The organism is Corallococcus sp. CA047B, assembly GCF_003612065.1.
GTDB lineage: Bacteria > Myxococcota > Myxococcia > Myxococcales > Myxococcaceae > Corallococcus > Corallococcus praedator.
Genome location: NZ_RAWD01000007.1, coordinates 1 through 23,225 on the forward strand (window position 1 = coordinate 1; position 23,225 = coordinate 23,225).

The window sequence follows — 23,225 nt, forward strand, 5'->3', positions numbered from 1 at the left end:
TGCGCGGCTTCCGCATCGAGCCCGGTGAAGTCGAAGCCGCGCTCCTGCTCCACCCCGCCGTGCGCGAGACCGTCGTCCTCGTTCGCGAGGACTCCCCGGGCCTCAAGCGCCTCGTCGCCTACGTCGCGGGTGAAGACACCCAGGCCCTCTCCCCAGAGGCCCTCCGCGCCTTCCTCAAGGACCGGCTCCCGGAGCACCTGGTCCCCGCCGTCTTCGTCCCCCTCGCCTCCCTCCCGCTCACCTCCAGCGGCAAGCTCGACCGCGCCGCGCTGCCCCTTCCGGAAGGCGTCCGTCCGGACTCCGGGCCGGAGTTCACGCCACCGCGCAACGAGTTGGAACAGTCGCTGGCGGCGATATGGACGGAATTGCTGGGCGTCGAGCGCATCGGCATCCACGACAACTTCTTCGAGCTGGGAGGGCATTCGCTGCTCGCCACCCAGCTCATCTCCCGGGTCCGCGTCTCCTTCGACACGGACGTGGACCTGGGCCGGCTCTTCGAAAAGCCCACCATCGCCTCGCTCGCCGTGCTGTTGATGGAAGCGCAGGCCGCGCAGGTGGACGACGCGGAGCTGGAACAACTGATGGCCGGCCTGGATCTGGACGGCGACGCCACTTGAGTCGACGAGGAAGCAACACATGAGCAAGGCACGCGACCGACTCGCGTCACTGTCCCCCGAGCAGCAGGATGAACTGATGCGGAAGCTGCGCGAGAAGAACGCGCAGACCCGGCAGCAGGCCATCCCTCCACGCCCGAAGGGGGCTGCTTCCGAACCCCTGTCCTTCGCCCAGCAGCGGCTGTGGTTCCTGGACCAGATGGATCCCGGCAGCACGACGTACAACCTGCCGGCTGCGGTGCGGCTGGAGGGCGCGCTCGACGTGGCCGCGCTGGAACGCGGCTTCGCGGAGCTGGCGCGACGCCACGAATCGCTGCGCACGACCTTCGAGCCCGGAGCGGACGGTGCGGGAGTCCAGGTCATCGCCGGAGCCTCCACGCAGGTCCTGGAGCAGGTGGACCTGACCGGGGTCCCCTCCGGACAGCGGGAGCACGAAGCCCGACAGCTCGCCGTCACGGAGCTGCGCAAGCCCTTCGAACTCTCCACCGGCCCCCTGCTGCGCGCCACGCTCGCGAAGCTGGGCGACACCGAGCACCTGCTCGTGCTGTCGATGCATCACAGCGTCTCCGACGGCTGGTCCATGGGCGTCCTCATCCGCGAGCTGACGCTGCTCTACGCGGCCTTCTCCCGGGGCCTGCCCTCCCCGCTTCCCGAACCGGTGCTCCAGTACGCGGACTTCGCCCGCTGGCAGCGCGACTGGCTCAAGGGGGAGGTGCTGGAAACCCAGCTCACGCACTGGAAGGCGCAGCTCGAAGGCGTGCCGCGCATCCTCGAACTGCCCACCGACCGCCCCCGCCCGCCCATCCAGTCCTTCCGGGGCGCGAGTCACCCGGTGCGGCTGCCGCGCGATGTCTCCGAAGCCCTCAAGGCGCTCGGCAAGACCACCGGGGCCACGCCGTTCATGGTGTTGCTCGCGGGCTTCGCGGCGCTGCTCCAGCGGTATTCGGGACAGGACGACTTCTGTATCGGCACGCCCATCGCCGGACGCAACCGCGCCGAGCTGGAGGGCTTGATCGGCTTCTTCGTCAACACCCTGGTCCTGCGCGTACGTCCGGAGAACGCCACGTCCTTCCAGGAGCTGATCGCGCAGGTGAAGGCCACCACGGTGAAGGCCTACGCCCACCAGGACCTGCCCTTCGAGAAGCTGGCGGACACGCTCCAGACGGAGCGGGACCTGAGCCGGTCCCCGCTCTTCCAGGTGTTGTTCACGCTCCAGAACGCGCCCATGCCGCAGGTGAGCCAGCCGGGCCTCACCCTGCGAGGCGTGGAGGTGGAGACCACCGCGTCGAAGTTCGACCTCAGCCTCTCGTTCACGGACGGACCGGAAGGCTTTACGGGAACCGTGGACTACAGCACCGACCTGTTCGACAGGGCCACCATCGCGAGGATGATGGAGCACCTGGAGTCGCTCCTCGCGGAGCTGGTGGCGAACCCCACGCGGGCCGTCGGAGAGGCCGCGCTGATCTCCAGCGAAGAGCGAAAGCAGCTGCTCGTCACCTGGAATGACACCCGCGAGCAATTGCATCACGCGCCCAACGTCCACCGGCTCTTCGAGGAGCAGGTGGAGCGCACGCCTGAAGCACCGGCCGCGACCTTCGGAGATCAGCACCTCACCTACCGGGAGCTGAATGCCCGGGCCAACCGCCTCGCGCACCACCTGCGAGCCCTCGGGGTCCAGGCGGAGACCCGCGTCGGCATCTTCCTGGAGCGGTCGCTCGACGTGCCCATCGCGATGCTCGCCATCCTCAAGGCGGGGGGCGCGTTCGTTCCGATGGAGCCGTCCCATCCCCCCGCGCGGCTCGCCTTCCTCCTGGAGGACGCGGCAATCCCTCTCGTCATCACGCGAGGGGACACCGTGCCGCCCGCGAAGGAAGGGCTGCGTCGCCTGTGTCTCACGGCGGACGCCGAGGCGATCGCCCAGAAGCCAGACACCGCGCCCGACGTCGAAGTGGGTGAGGACCAGCTCGCCTACGTCATCTACACCTCTGGCTCCACCGGCATGCCCAAGGGAGCCCTGCTCCTGCACAAGGGCCTCGCCAACACCGCGCTCGCCGCCGCACGCGCCCAGCACTTCCACGCGAACAGCCGCGTCCTGCAATTCGCCTCCCCGTCATTCGATGCCTCTGTCTGGGAGGTCTTCTCCACACTGCTGGCCGGTGCCTGCCTCGTGCTCGCCGCGCGCGACGAACTGCTACCCGAGCAGCCCCTGCGTCAGCTGCTCGAATCCCAGGCCGTCACCGCCGCCACCCTGACGCCCTCCGTCCTCGCCCAGCTCTCCGAGGCCGGACTGCCGCGTCTCGAAAGCCTCGTCTCCGCGGGGGAAGCCCTTCCTCCCGCCATTGCGCAGCGCTGGAGCCAGGGACGCACCCTGCTCAACGCCTACGGCCCCACCGAAGTCACCGTCTGCGCCTCCATCTCCGGGCCCGTCGACTCCCAGCGCATCTCCCTCGGACGGCCCTTCCCCAACGTCCAGCTCTACGTCCTCGACTCACGCCTCCAGCCCGTTCCGCTCGGGGCTCCCGGCGAGCTGTACGTCGGGGGCACGGGCCTCGCTCGCGGCTACCTCTCCCGCCCTGGCCTCACCGCCGAGCGCTTCCTCCCCCACCCCTTCGCTTCTTCTCCCGGCGAGCGCCTCTACCGCACCGGGGACCGCGTCCGCTTCCTCTCTAACGGTGAGCTGGTCTTCCTCGGCCGTTCCGATGACCAGGTGAAGCTGCGCGGCTTCCGCATCGAGCCCGGTGAAGTCGAAGCCGCGCTCCTGCTCCACCCCGCCGTGCGCGAGACCGTCGTCCTCGTTCGCGAGGACTCCCCGGGCCTCAAGCGCCTCGTCGCCTACGTCGCTGGGGACGACACCCAGGCCCTCTCCCCCGAGGCCCTCCGCGCCTTCCTCAAGGACCGGCTCCCGGAGCACCTGGTCCCCGCCGTCTTCGTCCCCCTCGCCTCCCTCCCGCTCACCTCCAGCGGCAAGCTCGACCGCGCCGCGCTGCCGGCACCCGATGCCCGCCCCGAGCTGAAACAGGCCTACGTCGCGCCCCGCGACGCGGTGGAACGGAAGCTGGCCGCCATCTGGGAGCAGGTGCTGGGCCTGAAGCGCGTGGGCATCCACGACAACTTCTTCGAGCTGGGAGGCGACTCCATCTCCAGCCTCCAGGTCATCTCCCGGGCCCGGCAGGTGGGGTTGCACCTGACGCCCAAGCAGCTCTTCCAGCGGCAGACCGTCGCGGAGCTGGCACCGCAGGCCACCGAAGCGCGGACCGTGGACGCCGAGCAGGGCACGGTCACGGGCCCTGTTCCCCTGACGCCCCTCCAGCACGCGTTCTTCGAAGCGCCCCCGCCCCGGCCCCATCACTTCAACCAATCCCTCCTGCTGGAGACGAAGGAACCCGTCGACGCCGCGTTGCTGGAGCGGGCCCTACGCAAGCTTGTGCGGCACCATGACGCCCTGCGCATGCGTTTCGTGCAGGAAGACGGAGTCTGGAAACAGCACAACACCGGGCTGGAGCAGGTGCCCGGCGTGCTCCAGTTCGATCTGTCCGCACTGCATGAAGCCGAGCACGGCGCCGCGCTGGAAGCCCACGCCACCCGCGTCCAGGAGGGCTTCCAACTCTCCGAAGGACTCCTGTTGCGCGCGGTCCTCTTCCACCGGGGTCCGCGACGCACGGGAAGACTGCTGCTCGTCGCGCACCACCTCGTCGTGGACACGGTGTCCTGGCGCACGCTGCTGGAGGACCTGGACACCGCGTACCGGGCCCTGGCACAGGGCCGGGAGCCCGCCCTTCCCGCCAAGTCGACGTCCTTCAAGTCCTGGGCGGAGCGGCTCGCGGTCCACGCGAAGTCGCAGGCCCTGGAGGAGGAGCTGCCCTACTGGCTCTCCGAGTCGCGCCAGCAGGTGCGCGACCTGCCGCTCGACCTGACAGGAGGAACCAACTCCCTCACGTCAGCGAGCAACGTGACCGCGGCGCTGGACGCGGCGGAGACGCGGCTGCTGCTCCAGGAGGTGCCGTCCGCGTACCGGGTGCGCATCAACGACGTGCTGCTGACAGCGCTCGCGCAGGCCTTCACCGCCTGGACGGGCCAGCCCCGTCTGCTGGTGGAGCTGGAGGGCCACGGCCGGGAAGACCTCTTCGACGACGTGGACCTGTCCCGCACGGTGGGGTGGTTCACCTCCGTGACGCCGGTGCTCCTGGAGGTGCCTGACGCGGCCAGTCCGGGTGATGCGCTCCGCGCCGTGCGCGACGGGCTGCGTGCGATGCCAGGAAGTGGCATTGGCCAGGGCCTGCTGCGGCACCTGGGACGCAAGGACGTCGTGGAACGACTGGCGGCGCTTCCCCGTCCCCAGGTGGCCTTCAACTACCTGGGGCAACTGGACGCCGCGGCGAACAGCTCCCGACTCTTCGGGCTGGCGAGGGAATCCGCCGGACCCGACCGGGACCCGGGTGATCAACGCGCGTATGTCTTTGATGCGAGCGCGGTCGTCATCGACAGCCAGCTCCGGCTGTCTTTCGCCTACAGCCGGGAACTCCACACCGAGGCTACGGTCCAGCGCCTCGTCGCGGCCTTCGTCGCTTCGCTGCGGGCGCTCATCGCCGCGAGGACCACCTCCGACGCGCTTCGCTACACGCCGGTGGACTTCCCGCTGGCCCGGCTCACGGAGCAGGCGGTGCTTGACCGCGTCCTCCCGCCCGCGACGCCCATCGAGGACATCTACCCGCTCTCCCCGATGCAGCAGGGAATGTTGTTCCACACGCTGCTCACGCCCGACGCGGGCTTCTACTTCGAACAGCTCACGTGGAGGTTCCACTCGCCCGTGGACCTGGGCACCTTCCATCGCGCGTGGGATTCGATGGTGGAGCAGTACGCCATCCTGCGCACGGGCTTCCATTGGGAGGGATTGACCGAACCCCTCCAGGTCGTCACCACGCAGGCGGTCCTGCCGTACGAGGAGCACGACTGGCGGGGCCTGCCCTCCACCGAACAGCAGGAGCGCCTCACCGCCTTCCTCGCGGCGGACCGGGCCCGTGGCTTCGATTTGCGCAAGCCCCCGCTGATGCGGCTGGCGGTGATGCGGCTGGCGAACGACGTGCTCCAGTTCGTCTGGAGTCACCATCACCTGTTGATGGACGGCTGGAGCATTGGCCTGATGTTGAACGCGCTGTTCGCGCGCAACGACGAGCTGCTCGCGGGCCAGCAGCACGCGACGCGGCAGCCGCCGTTCCGTGACTACATCGAATGGCTCCAGAAGCAGCCGCAGGAGCGCGCGGAGGCCTGGTGGCGACAGGCGCTCGAAGGCTTCACCACGCCGACGCCCCTGCCCGCGGCGAAGCCCGTCCCCGCCGGCAATCCGTCGAGGCGGAAGGATCGTCGCAAGCTGTTCCTCTCGCAGGAGGAATCGGCGGCGCTCCAGGGCTTCGCGCGTCAGCACCAACTCACGCTGAACACGCTGGTGCAGGGAACCTGGGCCCTGCTGCTCGGCCGATACGCCGGAGTGGAGGACGTGCTCTTCGGGACCATCGTCTCCGGCCGTCCACCCGAACTGCCCGGCGTCGAGCAGATGATCGGGCTGTTCATCAACTCCGTCCCGGTGCGGGTGCGCCTGACACCCAACGCACCGCTGCTGTCCTGGCTCCAGCAACTCCAGACCCAGCAGACGGAAAGGACCCAGTTCGAGCACACGCCGCTGCTCCAGCTCCAGCGCTGGAGTGACGTGCCGCGAGGCGCCGCGCTGTTCGACAGCCTGCTCGTCTTCGAGAACTACCCGGTGGACGGGGCCGTGCGCGAAAGGGGCTCACGCTTCGATGTGCGTGACATTGAAACCTTCGAACACAACAACTTCCCGCTCGACGCGGCCGTGACGCTGGGCCCCACGATTGGCCTGCACCTCACGTTCGACACCGAGCGCTACGACGCGGGCACCATCGAACAACTGCTGCGCCACTGGGCCACCGCATTGGAGAGCCTGCGCGCACGCCCCGAACAGCGTGTGTTCGAGGTGTCGATGCTCTCCGCCGAGGACAAGCACCGCGTCCTCGTGGAGTGGAACGACACCGCGCGGCCCTACCCCAGCGACGCTTCCATCCCCGAAGTCTTCGCCGCCCAGGTTGCCCTCTTCCCGGACGCCGTCGCCGTCGAATTCGGTGAGCAGCGATTGACGTACCGCCAGCTCGACACGCTCTCCAATCAGCTCGCGCGGGTGCTGGTGCAGCGTGGCGTCGGCCCCGACTCGCCCGTGGCGCTCTGCCTGGAGCGCTCCCTGGAGCTCGTCGTCTCCCTCGTCGCCATCCTCAAGGCCGGCGGCGCCTACCTGCCCCTCGACGCGTCCTATCCGCGTCAGCGCCTCGCCTTCATGCTGGAGGACGTCCCGCCCCAGCTCCTCCTCACCTCCCGAGAGCTGCTGCCTTCACTGCCCACCGAAGGCATTGAAGTGCTCCTCATCGAGGACGTCGCCCCAACGCTTCCGCTTCAGTCCGAGGCCCCGCTCCGCGTCGGTATTCACCCGGAGCACCTCGCGTATATCGACTTCACCTCCGGCTCCACCGGCCGCCCCAAGCCTGTCGGCACCACCCACCGCGCCGTCCTGCGCACCGTGCGCGGTGTCGACTACGCACGCCTCGGCCCCGGCGAGTCCTTCCTCCTCATCGCCCCCATCTCCTTCGACGCCTCCACCCTCGAAGTCTGGGGCCCTCTCCTCAACGGCTCCCGCCTCGTCGTCTTCCCGCCCCACTCCCCCAGTGATGTCCCGGAGCTGGTCCGCGTCCTCAACCACCACCGCGTCTCCACCCTCCACCTCACCGCCGGCCTCTTCTCTCAAGTCATCGACTCCCACCTCGACGGCCTGAGCCACCTGCGCCAGCTCCTCACCGGCGGCGACGTCGTCTCCTCCGCCCACTTCCAGCGCGCTCTCGACGCCCTCCGCATCCCCATCACCGCTTGCTACGGGCCCACCGAGTCCACCCTCTTCGCCTCCACCTGGACGGCCTCGCCCCCTGCTTCCGTCGGGCCCTCCGTCCCCATTGGCAGGCCTCTCGCCAATACCCAGCTCTTCCTCCTCGACGCCTACCTCCAGCCCGTCCCTCCCGGCCTCCCAGGCGAAGTCTTCCTCGCCGGTGACGGCCTCGCGCGTGGCTACCTCGCCAATCCCTCTCTTTCCGCCGAGCGCTTCCTCCCCAACCCCTTCTCCTCCTCGCCCGGCGCTCGCATGTACCGCACCGGCGATTTGGCCCGGCACCGCCTCGACGGCACCCTCGACTTCCTCGGCCGCCTCGACTCCCAGGTGAAGGTGCGCGGATTCCGCGTCGAAATCGCCGAAGTCGAATCCTCCCTCCTCGCCCACCCCGACGTGCGCGAGGCCGTTGTCATCGCCCGCGAGGACTCTCCGGGCCTCAAGCGCCTCGTCGCCTACTTCACCTCCGACGCCCCGCCCTCCACCGAGGCCCTTCGCTCCTTCCTCGCCTCGCGGCTGCCGGACTACATGCTGCCCGCCGCCTTCCTTCACCTCGCGGCACTCCCCCTCACCGCCAACGCCAAGCTCGACCGCAAGGCCCTTCCCGCCCCTGACTCCAGGCCTTCGCTCTCCCAGGACTTCGTCGCCCCTCGCGATGACGTCGAGTCCCTCCTCGCCTCCCTCTGGGCCTCCGTCCTCCACCTCCAGCGCGTCGGCATCCACGACAACTTTTTCGCCCTCGGCGGCCACTCCCTCCTCGCCACCCAGGCCCTCTCCCGCATCCGCTCCGCCTTCGGCATCGACCTGCCGCTTCGCGACCTCTTCGACTCACCCACCGTCGCCTCCCTCTCCCTTCGCATCCACGCAGCCCTCCTGGCGATTTCGGGTCCGGTCGCGGCTCCGCTGCTTCCCGTTCCTCGCACGGGCCGGCTCCCGCTCTCCTTCGCCCAGCAGCGCCTCTTCTTCCTCGACCAGCTCGAACCCCTCAATCCCGCCTACAACATCCCCACGGCCGTCGTTCTGGACGGGGACCTGGATGTCTCGGCGATGGAGCGATGTTTCGACGAACTCGTCCAGCGCCACGAATCGCTGCGGACCACCTTCCACGCGGACGCGGACGGGGCGGTGCAGCGCGTCTCGCCGCCCGCGCGATGGTCGCTTGCCGTGGAGCAGACCTCCGGGGCGTCCGTGGAAGAGCGCACCGCCGAAGCGAAGCGACTGGCCCTGGAGGAAGCGCAACGTCCCTTTGATCTCGCGCGGGGTCCGCTGCTGCGCACGCGCCTGTACCGCCTGGACGCGCGCGCGCACCTGTTGCTCGTGACGGTGCACCACATCATCTCGGACGGCTGGTCCATGTCGCTGCTGATCCGCGAGCTGGGCCTGCTCTACACGGCGTTCCGCGAACAGCGTCCTTCACCGCTGCCCCCGCTCCCGGTCCAGTACGCGGACTACGCCGCCTGGCAGCAGGGATGGCTGAAGGGGGACGTCCTCGAAGCCCAGCTCACCTGGTGGCGTCAGCACCTCGCGGGAGCGCCCCAGGTCTTGAGCCTGCCCACGGAGCACCCGAGGCCCGCGGTGCGCTCGCATCACGGGGCCACGCGAACCTTGCGCCTGCCCGACGCGGAGGCCCTGCGCGAGCGGGCCCGCGCAGAAGGCGTCACGCCCTTCATGCTGGTGCTGACGGCGTTCCAGGTCCTGCTGCACCGCTACTCCGGACAGGACGACCTGATCATCGGCACGGACGTGGCCAACCGCCATCACGGCGAAGTCGAAGGGTTGATGGGCTTCTTCGTCAACCAGCTCGCCCTGCGAAGCCGGCTGGAGGGAGCCCCCACCTTCCGGGAGCTGCTGCGTCAGACACGGGATGGCGTGCTCGACGCCCAGGCCCACCAGGACCTGCCCTTCGAGGAGCTGGTCCGGGTCCTCAACCCCGAGCGGAGCCTGCGGCACGCCCCGCTGTTCCAGGTGAAGCTCACCTACCAGTCCACGCCCCAGGGCGGCGTGATGGAGTTGCCCGGCCTGACGCTCAGGGGTCTGGGCACGGAGGAAGAAGCCGCTTCCGCCAAGCTGGACCTCACGCTGGTGGTCGCGGAGCAGGCGAAGGGTCTGTCCTTCGTATGTGAATACGCCACGGACCTCTTCACCGCCCAGGGCATCGATCAGCTCCTCGAAGCCCTGAGGGTGCTCCTGGACGCCGCCGCGTCAAACCCAGACACCCGCGTCTGCGAACTCCCCCTCCTGTCCGAGGAAACCCAGCGGCGAATCCTGGCGGACGGGCGTTCCACGCCGCCCCGGCCCCTGCCCGACACCCGCGCGGACGTCCTCTTCGAGGCCCAGGCCCGAAGCACTCCGGAGGCCCCGGCGGTTGTCATTGGAGGAGAACAGCTCACGTATCAGGAGCTGGATGCCCGGGCGAACCAGCTCGCGCACCACCTGCGCGCCCTGGGCATCGGGCCGGAGGGCCGCGTCGGTCTGTGCCTGGAGCGCTCGCCGGAGTTGATCATCGGAGCGCTGGGCGTGCTCAAGGCAGGAGGCGCCTTCGTCCCCCTGGATCCGGCCTATCCGAGCGAACGGCTCGCCTTCATGATGCGCGACGCCGTGCTTCCCCTGGTGCTCACCCAGGAAGCGCTCGCCGACGAACTCCCCGCGCAGGGAGAGCTGTTGCTCTGCCTGGATTCGGAATGGAGCCAGGTGGCGCGCAGGCCCCGGAGTCCCCTGCCCACCGTCACGCATCCCGAACACCTGGCCTACGTCATCTACACCTCGGGCTCCACGGGGCGGCCCAAGGGCACGCTGCTGTCGCACCGGGGCCTGTGCAACACGGCGCTGGAGGCAGCACGGGTGCAGCACCTGGGCCCCGGCCAGCGGGCCCTGCAGTTCGCGGCCACCGGCTTCGACGCGGCCATCTGGGAGATCTTCTCCGCGCTCCTGTCCGGGGCCGCGCTGTGCCTCGCGCCCAGGGACGCCCTGTTGCCCGGAGCGCCGCTCCAGGGCCTGCTCCAGGCCCAGGCCATCACCACCGCGACGCTCACGCCCTCCGCCCTGGCGCAGCTCGACCCGGACGCGCTTCCCACGCTCCAGACGGTGACCTCCGCGGGCGAGGCCTGCACGCCGGAGCTCGCGAAGCGGTGGAAGCCGGGACGCCGCTTCCTCAATGCCTACGGCCCCACCGAGGTGACGGTCTGCGCGACGGTCAGCGAGGACGTGGACACCACCCGCCCGTCCATCGGGCGCCCGCTGGCGAACGTCCAGGTCTACGTCCTGGACCGGCGACTGCATCCCGTTCCCAGGGGAGTCCCCGGGGAGCTGTTCGTGGGAGGGCCTGGACTCGCGCGCGGCTACTTGAACCGGCCCGGGCTGACCGCCGAGCGCTTCATCCCGCATCCCTTCGCGCAAGAGCCCGGGGCCCGGCTGTACCGGACCGGGGACCGCGCGCGCTTCCTCGCGAACGGTGAGCTGGAGTTCCTGGGCCGCTCGGACACCCAGGTCAAGGTGCGGGGCTTCCGCATCGAACTGGGCGAGCTGGAGGCCGCCCTGGAGCAACATCCCGGCGTGCGTCAGGCCGCCGTACGGGTGCGGGAGGACGCCGCGGACGACAAGCGGCTCGTGGCCTACGTCACGGCCCGGGACGGACACCGGTTGGAGGCCTCCGAAACGCGGACCTGGCTGGGCACGCTCCTGCCCCCCTTCATGATCCCGTCCCACATCGTCGTGCTGGAGCAACTGCCCCTCACGGCGCATGGCAAGGTGGACCTCCAGGCGCTCCCGTCACCGGATGCGACCGCGTCCAGCGCGAGCACCTTCGTCCCTCCCCGAGATGCGCTGGAGCACCAGCTGGCGGCGCTCTTCGAGGAGACGCTCGGCCAGGGACCGGTGGGTGTGACGAGCAGCTTCTTCGACCTGGGAGGCCACTCGCTGCTCGCGGTCAAGCTGCTGCGGCGGATTGAAAAGGAGCTGGGAAACGCGCTGCCCATGTCGGCGCTCTTCGAGGACGCCACGGTGGAACACCTGGCGCGCCTGCTGCGGCAGGAGCCCCGGCCCTGGTCTCCGCTCGTCACGCTGGGCCGGGGTGGCGGCCAGCGTCCCTTCTTCTGCGTGCACCCGGTGGGCGGCAGTGTCCTCTGCTACACGGAGCTGGCGCGCGCCCTCGGACCGGATCAACCCTTCCACGGACTGCAGGCGCCGGGGCTGGACGGAGAACAGCCGCCGCTGGACACCGTGGAGGCGCTGGCGACGACCTACGTGGCCGCGGTGCGGAGCCTCCAGCCCCACGGTCCCTACCTCCTGGGAGGCTGGTCCCTGGGCGGCAACATCGCGCTCGAGATGGCCCAGCAGCTCCAGCGTCAGGGCGAGAAGGTGGCGCTGCTGGCCATCATCGACGGCCACGCGGGAGCCCCCGAAAGCCCCCTGCCCGCCGAGGAGACCACCGCGATCATGACCGCCCTCTTCGCCCGGGACCTCGCGGCCATCTCCGGTGAGCCGCCCCCCACGTCGGATGAGGCGCTGGCGAACCTGGAACCGGACGCGCTGCTCCAGCAGCTCCTGGAGGAAGGCCGCCGGAGCGCCGCCGTCCCGCCGGACACGGAGCTGCCCCGGCTGCGAGCCCTGCGACAGGTCTTCGAAAGCAACCTCCGGGCAAACACCGCCTACCGGCCCCAGCGCTATACGGGCTCCCTCGTGTTGTTCCGTTCCAGCGATCCGGGGAAGGATCCGCTGGAGCAGGAGCACAGCTGGCGTCAGGTGGCGCCCGACCACCTGGAGGTCCAGGACGTGCCGGGAGACCACTACTCGCTGCTCAGAGCCCCCCACGTCCAGACGCTCGCGGCCCACTTGAAGGCCCGGTGGGCGGAAGCCCCGAGCGACGAAGCCCTCCCCCCCAAACAGTCCGCCTGACGCGCCGAGCACACACCCCATGGCCCGAATCGCCTTCTTTCCCCTCGCCCAGGTCGGCCACATCCACGCGACCTTCCACCTCGCCCGGAGGCTCCGCGCGAGAGGCCACGACGTGCACTACCTGTCGCTCTCCGACGCCGAGGAGCCGGTGCGAGCCCAGGGCTGGCCCTTCACGCCGGTGAGCGAAGCGCTGTTCCCCAGGGGCTTCCGGGACGCCTCGGAGTCCACGCTGGGCTCGGACGCGCCCCGGGAGAAGAAGCAGCAGGTCGCCCAGGAGATGCAGCGCCGGCTGCAGGCCTACGCCTCGGAGCTGCTCTTCGGGCCGGCCTTCGAGGCGCACCTGCGCGAGCTGCGTCCCGACCTGTTGCTGGTCGACAGCACCTATCCCCTGCCCGCGCTCGCCGCTCGCCGGCTGGGCCTCGGCACGGCCCTCTTCAGCACCACGCTGCCGCTGCGCGCCGACGCTGGCGTGCCCCCGCTGACCAGCACCGCTCCGCCGCCCACGGGCGCCTGGTCCCGGTTCAAGGTGCGCGCGGCCTGGACGCTCCAGGCGCAGGCCGGCCGGGCCGGCTACGGGCGGTTCCTGAGGGAGCAGGTCCAGGTCCTGACGCAGCGCCACCCGGAGGTGGGGGCGCTTTGCGACTTCCGCACCCACCTCCAGCACGGGCCGCACGTGGAGCTTCCCACGCTGATTGCCTGCGCGGAGGCCTTCGACTTCCCGCGCGCGTCGACGAAGAACCTCCACTACATCGGGCCGGGAGTGGACCTGGAGCGCGCCGGTGCGTCCCTGCCGCCAGAGGTGGAGCAGGACCCGCGCCCCCTCCTCTACTGCTCGCTGGGAAGCCTGGGGCACCGTGCCGCGGCGCACCGGCCCTTCTTCCAGGCGGTGCTGGACATGGTGGCCCGCCGGCAGGACTGGCGGCTGCTGATGGCGGTGGGAGCGAACTTGGCGGCGGCGGACTTCCGGATCCCCGCCAACGCCACGGTGGTGCCCTTCGCGCCCCAGCTCGCGGCGCTGCGCAAGGCGTCGGTGATGGTGACCCACGGGGGCCTCAACAGCGTGAAGGAATGCCTCTGCCTGGGCGTCCCCATGCTGGTGTTCCCCACGGGCCTGGACCAGCCCGGCAATGCCGCCCGGGTGGTGCACCACGGGTTGGGGCGCCAGGGCGACATCCGGCGGGCCACCCCCGACACGCTGTCCGCCCTGCTGGACGCGGTGGTGGGGGACCCGGGCGTCCGGACCCGGGTGGACGCGATGCGGAAGGCCTTCCTCGCCCTGGACGGTTCGGACCGGGGAGTGGAGGCGGTGGAGGGCCTCCTCGGGGCCCCCTGAGGGGGCGGGGCCCGTGAGGCCCCGGGGGGTCCCTTGATTCCTCCACTGCTGGACGGCCGGGGCTTCCGTGGGCGTCGCATCCTGCGAGGCCCTGTTATAAAGCGCCCCCCATGCTTGAGACCGTCACCAAGGGCTTCCGGGCCGCCAAGAACCGCCTCGCCGGCAAGAGCGAACTCACCCCCGACCTGGTGGACGAGTCGCTGCGAGACATCCGCGTTTCCCTGTTGGAGGCCGACGTCGCCTTCGACGTGGTGAAGAAGTTCGTCGCCCGCGTCCGCGAGAAGGCCGTGGGCGAGGTGGTGCAGACCACCGTCACGGACGCCGGGGGCCAGAAGCGCCGCGTGAGCGCGATGGACCACTTCATCAAGATCTGCCACGACGAGCTGGAAGCCCTGATGGGGCCGGTGGACACCAGCCTCCACCTGAAGCCCAAGGGTCAGCTGTCCGGCATCATGATGGTGGGCCTCCAGGGCTCCGGTAAGACGACGACGACGGGCAAGCTCGCCAGCCGGCTCCTCCAGGAAGGGCGCAAGCCGTTGCTCGTCGCCGCGGACATCTACCGTCCGGCCGCCGTCGACCAACTCAAGGTGCTGGGCGAGCGGCTGAAGGTCCCCGTGTACTTCGAGCCCGGCATCCAGCCCCCGGAGCTGGCGAAGCGGGGCTACGCGGCCGCGCGCGAGCAGAAGTGCGACGTGGTGCTCATCGACACCGCCGGTCGGCTCGCCATCGATGAGACGCTGATGACGGAGCTGGAGGCCATCAAGTCCAACGTGCAGCCGGACACCATCCTGCTGGTGTGCGACGCGATGATTGGCCAGGACTCGGTGCGCACGGCGGCCGAGTTCGACCGGCGCCTGACGCTGGACGGCTTCATCCTGACGAAGCTGGACGGTGACGCGCGTGGTGGCGCGGCGTTGTCCATCAAGGAGGTGACGGGCAAGCCCATCAAGTTCCTCGGCATGGGCGAGTCGATGGACAAGCTGGAGGAGTTCCGTCCGGAGGGCCTCGCGGGCCGCATCCTGGGCTTCGGCGACATCGTCGGCCTGATGAAGGACTTCGAGAAGGTCGTCGACGAGAAGAAGGCCGAGGACGACGCGCGCAAGCTGCTGTCCGGCCAGTTCTCGATGAAGGACTTCGTCGAGCAGATCCGCATGGTCCGCAAGATGGGGCCGCTCAAGGACCTGCTGGAGAAGTTCCCGCTCTTCGGGGACCTCACCGAGCACCTGAACCCGGATGAGAAGGAGCTCACGAAGATCGAGGCGATGTACGACTCGATGACGCAGAAGGAGCGCCTGCGTCCGGACCTCATCAATGCCAGCCGCATCAACCGCATCTCGAAGGGCAGCGGGCGCAAGCCGGAAGAGGTGAAGGAGCTGCTGCAGAAGTTCGGGATGATGCAGCAGGTGATGGGCACCATCGGCCAGAACCCGGGCCTGCTGGGCCGTATCCCCGGCTTCAAGCAGTTGGGGCAGCTGGGCCAGATGAAGAACATGGACCTGGGCAGCATGTTCGGGAAGGACCCGAAGGCGCTGGAGAAGGCCATGGCGGGGCTGGGAGGCGGGATGGGCGGCATGGGCGGCATGCCCATGCAGCTGCCCCAGATTGCCCCGGGCTACACGCCCCCCATGGGCCAGGCCGCGATGGCCAAGGCCCGCCTGATGGGCTACGCGCCGCCGGCGGTGGGCAAGACGGAGGATCGCGACGCGCTCAAGGAGCGGCGCAAGAAGGAGAAGGAGAACAAGAAGAAGAACCGCAAGAAGAAGTAGTCCGCTTCAGCGGCTCCGGATGTTCCCCTGCCCGCCCGTCCCCACCGAATCCCGGGGGCCGGCGGGCAGACGCATTTCCAGGGGCAGAGCACACGGCCATCTCTCAGGTGGGATGGAGATCCCTCCCCCTGGATACCCATGGCAAGGTGCCGCGTCGGGACTGACCGGAACATCCCTTGCACAAAGCGCCCCCCATGCCCCGTCTGAAACTCCTGATGTTGTTGAGCTGCGTTGGCTTGGCCCCCGCATGCATCGAAATTCCGCCCATTGAAGACCCGGTGGGCGACTCCCAGCCGGATCCCAACGCGGACTTCACCCTCTCCGTGATGTCCACGCAGAAACAGGTCCTTCCCGGTGGAACACTGGATTGTGAGGTCCACTTGGCATGGGCGGGGGTGAAGGGAGGAGATGTCACGTTGAGCCTCCTCAACCCTCCCGCCGGCATCCAACTCCAGCCAGCCACCCTGTCGTCGGGGGAAACGCGTGCGCAGTTGAGCATCGGCGTCGGGACGTCCACTGCGGCAGGGACCTATTCGCTGACGATCCAAGGCCGGAGCGGTGCGGTCACGAAGCAGGCCACCCTGGGGGTGACCATCAAGGAGGCTGGCGATCTGGTCGTGAACTGGGTCGTGCCGACGCCCGGCACGGCGTACACCCGTGGAACGCTGCTGCTCCAGTTCACGGTGGAGGGAGGCTCCGCGGAGGCCGTGGAGATCCTGAAGGACGCCAGTGTGCTGGCGGAGCCCACGGGAACACCCTACGCATTCACATGGGACACGACCCAGGAGGCGGAAGGCACCTACCAGGTGTCAGTCCGCGCGACCCGTGGCGGCGTCTCCTTCACCAGCGCTGCTCGGACGGTCATCGTCGACCGGACGGCTCCGACGGTGAGTTCCTTCCTGCCAGCCAGGAACGCCACGAACGTTGGAGTGAACGAGTCGATCCAGGTCACGTTCAGCGAGCCCATGGATCCGCGCTCCATGAGGGAGAACGCGGTGTACGTGACGACGAGCGGCGGCGCCTATATTCAAAAGTCCGCCAGCGTCTCCGCGGATGGAAGGACACTGACCCTCAAGCCCCTGGAGCCCGTGGTGGCCCCGGAAACCGTCGACGTCACCCTGGATCCTGGGACGGGCCTCGTCTTCGAGGACCTCGCGGGCAACATCTTGCTCGACACACCAACGTGGTCGTTCTCGGTGCCTGCGTGGCTGCCCCTGGGAGGAGCCATCAGCGCAAACGAAGGCAAGACCTCTGCAGAGGATGTTGTGTTGAAGATGGACCGCAACAACCAACCTGTGGTCGCCTGGTCTGAGTCGGACGGAAACACCAAAAGCGTCTACGTTGCACGCTGGACTGGAAACGTCTGGAACACCTTGGGGGCCCCCTTGAGTGGGTTGCTCCCCATAGGCACGGATGCGACGCACCCGACATTGGTCATCGACTCTTCCAACAGGCCGGTTGTTTCCTGGCAGGAGGCCGCTGGAGATGGAATGACACGAGATATCTTCTCGCGGAGATGGATGGGGGCTTCCTGGGAAGCCCTACCCACCATTTCCATTCCAAAGAGCGGAGGTAGCGACTATCTGGGCTGGCCTGCGCTCGCACTGGATGAAACCGGTACACTGCGGCTCTATGCAAACCATCAAAATGAAGGCCTCGGAGAAATCAGGGCCTACGAACTGGTAGCGGGAGGTCCGTCCTGGAGCGCCTCGGTATTGCCCGTCCCCAGCAACTACATCCGAGCTGAAACTCCCTCCGCATCCATCGCCAACAGCGACGCATACGTCGCCTATAGCATTCTCGATCTCTCTGGACCTGGCGATGGAACCCGAGGCATCGGCGTTGCCAGGAATGGCTCCCTTCCTTTGGGCAATCAGCTGATTGGCCGGCTTGCTTTCTCACCGTCGATCGCCGTCGACAGCAATGGGCGCCCCTGGGTCACCTGGATTGAGGTGCCCACAGGCAAACCGTCGTCAGAAGGGTTGGCCTATTGGACACGATGGGAGGGCAACGCCTGGACCTCTCCGGCCGCTGTGAGCGGAGCAGCGACTGGCGATCTTCTCCCCGTCTTGAGCATGAGCATCGGGTCCCCCCATGTCCTCGCCTGGAGCGGAATCATCAACTCCGAGAGAAGCATTCATGTCAGGCGTTGGACTTCCAATCAGTGGCAGAGTATTGGCCAGCCGCTCAATGCCCTGACTGAAACGGCGACTCCTGCTTTCGCTCCGTCAATCGCCATGGATTCAGACGGACAGCCCGTGGTCGCCTGGACCGAAGAAAGTGCACTGTCCGCGAGTGTCTACGTTTACCGCCTCAACCATTAGCGGCAGCAAGCTCCCTACCGGGCAGGCCTGGCAGTCGAGGACGTGGCTGCACGGGAAACCCTGAGCGTACGAATCACCCCTGGCGCTTCGGCACGACCAGTCCTCGGCTCAGTCGGTTGAGGACCCGTCGCTTCTGCCGGCGCTTGTAGCTCTCGTGGGCATTGTCCCCGATCTCATTGCGGCGGGCCGTTTCCTCATCCGCGATCTGGAACTCCACCAATGCGAAGGTGACCCGCCCCTTTCGAAGGCGGGTGTCGCTCTCCGGCGGAGGGAGGTACGGATCCATCCGCAGGGGGAGATCCACGACGAAGTTGAGGACCTGGTAGGAGCTTCCCGAGAAGGTATTCCCCGTCCGGTCCTCGCGGTCTTCAAAGTCCCGGTCCAGATGGAGCTGGGGGATGAACTGCTCGAAATGGGGGTTCTCCGCGAGGAGCCCCTTGAACGGCAGCAGCGTGTTCTCCGTCTGGCCCGGAACGACGAAGTTGAAGGGGAACAGGCGCTGCGTGAGGAAGTAGAGCACCGGAAGCAGGTCGGCGCGGGTGCGGGTGATGACCCGGAACCGCGTGCGGTCATACACCTGGGCCGCCACGGTCTCCTTCTTGGCAATCAGCTTCGTCACCAGGGAGTCGCGCGTCTTGATGGAGTGCGCGAACTCCACGATGGGCAGCCCCAGCTCCTGCATCTCACGAGCAACGCCCAGCACCTTCTCCGTGACCATCTCCGCCAGCTCGGCTTCGGAGGCAGCCAACCGGAAGAGCAGATCGCGGCCCTCGATGTGCTGGATGACGTGCATCACCTTCAAAACGATGCAGGCGATCCGCCGGTAGCGCGCGAGGCCCTTCGCTCCCGAGGCGAAGAGGAAGAGGTCGTGGATCTCCTCCGGCTGGGCCACCGCGTCCGCGACCCTGTAGTCGAAGGTCTTACGCAGGTACTCCACTGCATCCGCGAGCACCGTTCGTGCCCAGGCGTCGTCGAAGGAGCGCGACACGTCCAGCTGACAGAGACGAAGGAACCGGTCCACCTCATCCCGTGACTGGAAGTGCATGCGCCGCCAGTCGATGACGGAGCCGCCTCGCAGGATGAGCCGGATGCGCTCAAGTTCACGCAATCCCATCTGCGGCACCGGGCAGACAGGAATGGCGGAGAGGACGGGAACGAGGGAAGGGGCCTTCACGATGCTGTTCCTAGCTGGCTGGAGCCCCAAGGGAAAGCCCCGCAATGCGAAGGGCCCCAGCCTGGGAGCAGGCAAGGGCCCTCGTTTCCACGTGCTCCTGGACTACTTGACCGCGACTTCCTTGCCGTTCTCGAAGCGGGCCTGGTGGACGATCTTGCCGTCCTCGCTCAGCTCCTGCACCACGCCGTTCTTCAGCCCGTTCTGGTACTCCTCGATGAAGTGGGGCTTGCCGCTGGCGAAGTAGAGGAACCGCTTCCCGTGGTAGTTGTTCTCACGGAACTCCGTCTTGCCGTACTCGTTGCCAGCCTCGTCGAAGAACGACCAGGTGCCGGTCTTGAAGCCGTTCGCATACTGGCCCACCGCCGCCTTCTTCCCGTTGGCGTGGAACGAGCGGTAGGGGCCGTGAGCGACGAAGTTGCCCCCCGCGAGGTCCTGCTTCCGGCAGAACAGTCCGTCCGCCTTCGAGCCGGTCTGCTTGGTCCCTTCAGGGCAGGTCACCTGGGTCGTGGTCTCTCCAGCGAAAGCGACAGGAGAAGCGAGAGCCAACCCCAGGGTGAACATCCGCATCAGCTTCTGTGACTGCATGAAGTCTCCTTGTGAAGTCGCCGGAATGCCCGTGCGCACACCCGACAAGACGAGGAAGCGCTAAATGAAATTCATGGGCCTCAGCCGCGCCCCCCGCAGCTCTCACCGAAGCCGAACCCGGGAGGCTGTGATGGGCCCAAACGAAGAGCCCCGCCCCATGATTCCCGGGCGGGGCTCCAAACAACCACTGCTGCTCAGGGCCCCGGGACTCAGGTGCCCCTCATCCGGTCCTGACTAGTAGGTGGACTGGAAGCAGAAGAAGTTGCCACCCGTGAAGTAGTACCCGAGGGAGGCCGTGTTGGAGGAGGCCGCGACGCAGAGGTTGGCCACGATGTCCGCGCGATCCCGGTTGGTGCCCGTGACCACGTAGTTACCCGAGGACGAGCTGATGGAAGGCGCCTGCGCGGTGCCGTTCACCAGAACGTAGAACAGGCCGTTCAGCTCGGCGGACGTGGCCGGGAAGGGCGTGCTGGAGTACGCGGAAATGGTGATCTTCACGCGCTTGGGGGCAGACGCCGGGCAGAAGCTGTCCGTCGCGGCGCTCGTGGTCGCGACCTTGAAGATGATCGGACCCGTGGTGCCCAGCGCCGCCTTGTTGGAGAAGTTGGTGTAGTTCTCGCAGGTCGGAGCCGTGGGCGCCTGGCAGGTGCCGCTGTAGCAGGCCGAGCCGTACGCGCAGGTCGCGCGACCCTCGCCGGAGCACGTCGTGGTGCCGCCAACGCACTGACCGGTGGCCGTGTCGCAGGTCTCGCCCGTGCCGCAGTCGCTGTTCTTGGTGCAGCCGGTGTTGGTGCCGGGCTCTTCGCAGCGCTTGGACACCGCGCCGCAGACCAGGGACGTGGAGTCATCCTCGTTGCACAGCTGGTTGGTCTTGCACTGGCAGACCTTCGCCGTGTTGGTCGCACCGGCGAGCGCAGCGCACTCCTTCTCGGTGTCCGGGCAGTCCGCGGCGCTCTCGCAGGTGTCCATGCACACGCTAGCGGCCGTGTTGCAGAAGCCGGAGGCACAGTCGGTGTCGGACGAACACGACTCAGGCGTCGTCGCGTCATCACCACAGGCGGTCAGCGCAAAGCTCATCGTGCTCACCGCGGCGAGCATCACCATCATCTTGCGAAGCTGCATTCGGAACTTCCTCCTGGATTGGTGCGTCACCCGGTGCCTCCGGCCACGACTCCAGGCACCGGGTATTGAAGTCGAGCGGGCTTTAGTCCCCTCGCTCCAGACGTGTCAACGAGTGTCGACCGACCTTCCAACGACACCGCCCAGGGGAAATTCACTGTTCACGAAAGCGCACAATCCCGCCGCACCTCACAACGACATCGCCGTCATATCTGGCGGCGATGTCGCTGTTGCGTTTCAGAACGTGAAAGGGAAGTCGATGGGGTCGCCCTGCTTCTGGTGCTTCGGGAAGGACCACCCCTTGATGAGACCCGTGATGCAGGTCGCCATGTAGCTCTTGCTGAACTCGTCGGTGCGGCACGACACGCTGCTCGTCTTGCCACTCGTCTGGACCGTCCAGCGCATCACCAGCTTGCCGCTGAGGGACGGATCCTTCGCCTTCTGCTCGTTCACGCACTTCACGATGGAGGGCTTGTTGTTCAGCACCACCTGCATGATGTCCGACTGCTGGAGGCGCTCCAGCGTGCCGCCGCCCGGCTCGGGCGGGATGTAGGCCGTGGCCGTCGTCTTGCCCGCGGGCTTCGTGCTGGCCGGCGCCTTCTTCGTGCCGAACAGCTCGTCGAAGTCGTCGTCCCCGCCACCTGAATTCGAGGACGAGGCCGCCGCCGTGGGCTTCGACACCGTGATGGCCTCTTCGTCATCCTCACGCGAGCCACCACGGCTGGTGCTGTGGCCGGAGCCCGAACGACGCTGCTGGGTGCGCGGTTCCACCTTCGCCACCGCCGTCCCCATGTTGGGCGCGGTCGTCGGAGGAGGCGTCACCGCCGCGGGAGGCGGCGTCACCGCCGCCGGAGCCGCCGCCACGGCGGGCGCGGTCGCAGGAGGCGTCCCCGCCGCCACGGGCGCGCCCGCGGCAGGGGTTCCCGCCGCGGCCGCCGGAGCGCTGTCCGCCGGTGGGGTGGCGGGCGCGGTCGCCACGGGAGCAGGCTGCACCGCCGCGGGGGGCGGCGGCATGGGCGGCAGGTCCGCCGGGCGCGTCGGCGCCACCGCGACCTGGGTCGGCGGATCCACGGGGCGTTCGGACGAATTGCCGCGCGCGACGTAGACGACCGCGGCACCCGCGATGACGAGCACCCCCGCCGTCACCGCGACCAGCATCCCCGTGCGGCCCTTGCCGCTCGTGGGCGGCGCCGCGGGCGGCGGATAGGCCGCGGGATAGCCCGGGGGCGGATAGCCCTGGGGCTGCTGCCCGTAGGGCATCTGCGCCTGCTGCTGCGGATAGGCCTGGGGCTGCGGCGCGTACTGCTGCACCGGCTGCTGCGGCGCGTAGCCCTGCTGCGGCTGCTGCGGATAGGCCTGGGGCGCGGCCATTCCCGGCGCGGCGCCCATCATGGCCACGGGCATCGCCGGAGACGACTTCGGCTCCGGGGGCGGCATGGGCACGTCCAGCAGGCGCGCCTGGGACACCGGCTCGCGCTCCAGCGAGGGCGCCGGACGCGGAGGCGGCTTGGTGAGGGCGTCGTTCTCCTCCTTCACCAACGAGGCCAGCACGCTCGCGGCCGAGGGCTTCCAGCCCACCGGGTCATCCGGCGCGGTGGAACCTCCGCCCAGGCCCGGACGGTTGCTGCCCGCGCTGAAGGCGGACTCCACCGGACCCGCGGCGATCGTCGGCGACGACGTGGACACCGGCGCGGGAGCGACGATGACGGGCTTCGCCGGACGCGGCGCCAGCACCGACGCCAGCTCCGCCGTCTCCGACAGGGGAATCCAGTCGCTGAAGCCCGAACGCCAGCAGAGGTTGTCGGGGCCCACCTCGCCCCGGTCCCAGGCGTCCTTCACCTTCTCCACCGACCAGGGGCCCACCTGCTTCTCGTCGATGGCGACGTACCACTCGTGCGACGTCGCGGCCTTCGCGTCGTCCAGCGAGGGCTCGGCGGCCTCGGCTTCGGCGAGCTTGCGCACCGTCTCGGCCTTCGCGGCCTTCACGGCTTCGGCTTCCGCGTCGCGGGCCTGCGCCTTCTGCGAACCGGTGCTCAGCACCTGGTCGAAGACGGCGCCAATCTCATCCTCTTCCACGTCGGTGAAGAGGCCACCTTCCGGCGGCGTGCCCAGCGTGGCGGGCAGCCCGGTGCCGGACTGCTCCACGATGCGCGGCGCATTGGAGTCCGCGGCGCCGCTCTTGGCTTCCGTGGACGCGGGGGTGTCCGCCCCTCCCTCCTTCCCCGCCGATGCTCCGGCGGGCCTCACCAGGATGGTGTGACCACACTTCTTGCAACGAAGCTTGACCCCCTTCGGGCCAATCTTGTCGTCGCTGATCATGTACTGCGCGCGGCAGCTGTCGCAGACGAAACGCATCGTTCCCGTAAGCCTCAGAAATGACGGGCGAAATCCCGTCGGAATCGTAGAAGTGGCCACCGGGTGAGATCAAGGACACCCGCCTTGAACGCCCGCCTGCTTTCAACGCGTGAACCCTCGCG

The 23,225-nt window shown here is 68.5% G+C and carries 9 protein-coding genes; 5 read left to right on the forward strand and 4 right to left on the reverse strand.

The annotated features are described in order from the left end of the window. The 5 genes from D7X74_RS02475 to D7X74_RS02495 all read left to right on the forward strand — a co-directional run. Positions 1–617 (forward strand): phosphopantetheine-binding protein (locus D7X74_RS02475; RefSeq protein WP_199741746.1); only part of this gene is annotated, 617 nt, incomplete at its 5' end. 19 nt (positions 618–636) lie between these two features. Beyond that, the gene (locus D7X74_RS02480; protein WP_120531291.1) at positions 637–12,447 is read left to right on the forward strand and encodes an amino acid adenylation domain-containing protein; all 11,811 of its coding nucleotides are present in this window, start codon (positions 637–639) and stop codon (positions 12,445–12,447) included. A gap of 19 nt (positions 12,448–12,466) precedes the next feature. Then, on the forward strand, positions 12,467–13,780 hold the full coding sequence (locus D7X74_RS02485) for a glycosyltransferase (protein WP_120531292.1): 1,314 nt from the start codon (positions 12,467–12,469) through the stop codon (positions 13,778–13,780). A 110-nt stretch (positions 13,781–13,890) separates the two neighbouring features. Then, positions 13,891–15,546, forward strand: a complete 1,656-nt coding sequence (ffh, locus tag D7X74_RS02490; protein WP_120531293.1) for a signal recognition particle protein — start codon at positions 13,891–13,893, stop codon at positions 15,544–15,546. Positions 15,547–15,740: 194 nt separating this feature from the next. After that, positions 15,741–17,870: an Ig-like domain-containing protein gene (locus D7X74_RS02495; RefSeq protein ID WP_120531294.1), complete on the forward strand. Its 2,130-nt coding sequence runs from the start codon at positions 15,741–15,743 to the stop codon at positions 17,868–17,870. Between the two features lie 73 nt (positions 17,871–17,943). Here the strand turns inward: D7X74_RS02495 and D7X74_RS02500 are convergent, their stop codons facing one another. From D7X74_RS02500 to gltJ, 4 genes are all read right to left on the reverse strand, one after another. Beyond that, positions 17,944–19,044 carry a TIGR04552 family protein gene (locus D7X74_RS02500; protein WP_199741747.1) on the reverse strand — a complete coding sequence of 367 codons (1,101 nt, stop codon included), beginning with the start codon at positions 19,042–19,044 and terminating at the stop codon, positions 17,944–17,946. 102 nt (positions 19,045–19,146) lie between these two features. Continuing rightward, a complete protein-coding gene (locus D7X74_RS02505) occupies positions 19,147–19,629 on the reverse strand; it encodes a toxin-antitoxin system YwqK family antitoxin (RefSeq protein ID WP_120531295.1) in 483 nt (160 codons plus the stop codon). A 234-nt stretch (positions 19,630–19,863) separates the two neighbouring features. Further along, a complete protein-coding gene (locus tag D7X74_RS02510) occupies positions 19,864–20,751 on the reverse strand; it encodes a hypothetical protein (protein WP_120531296.1) in 888 nt (295 codons plus the stop codon). A 234-nt stretch (positions 20,752–20,985) separates the two neighbouring features. Then, complete coding sequence (gene gltJ, locus D7X74_RS02515) at positions 20,986–23,103, reverse strand: adventurous gliding motility protein GltJ (protein ID WP_120531297.1); 2,118 nt, start codon at positions 23,101–23,103, stop codon at positions 20,986–20,988. Between the last annotated feature and the right edge of the window lie 122 nt (positions 23,104–23,225).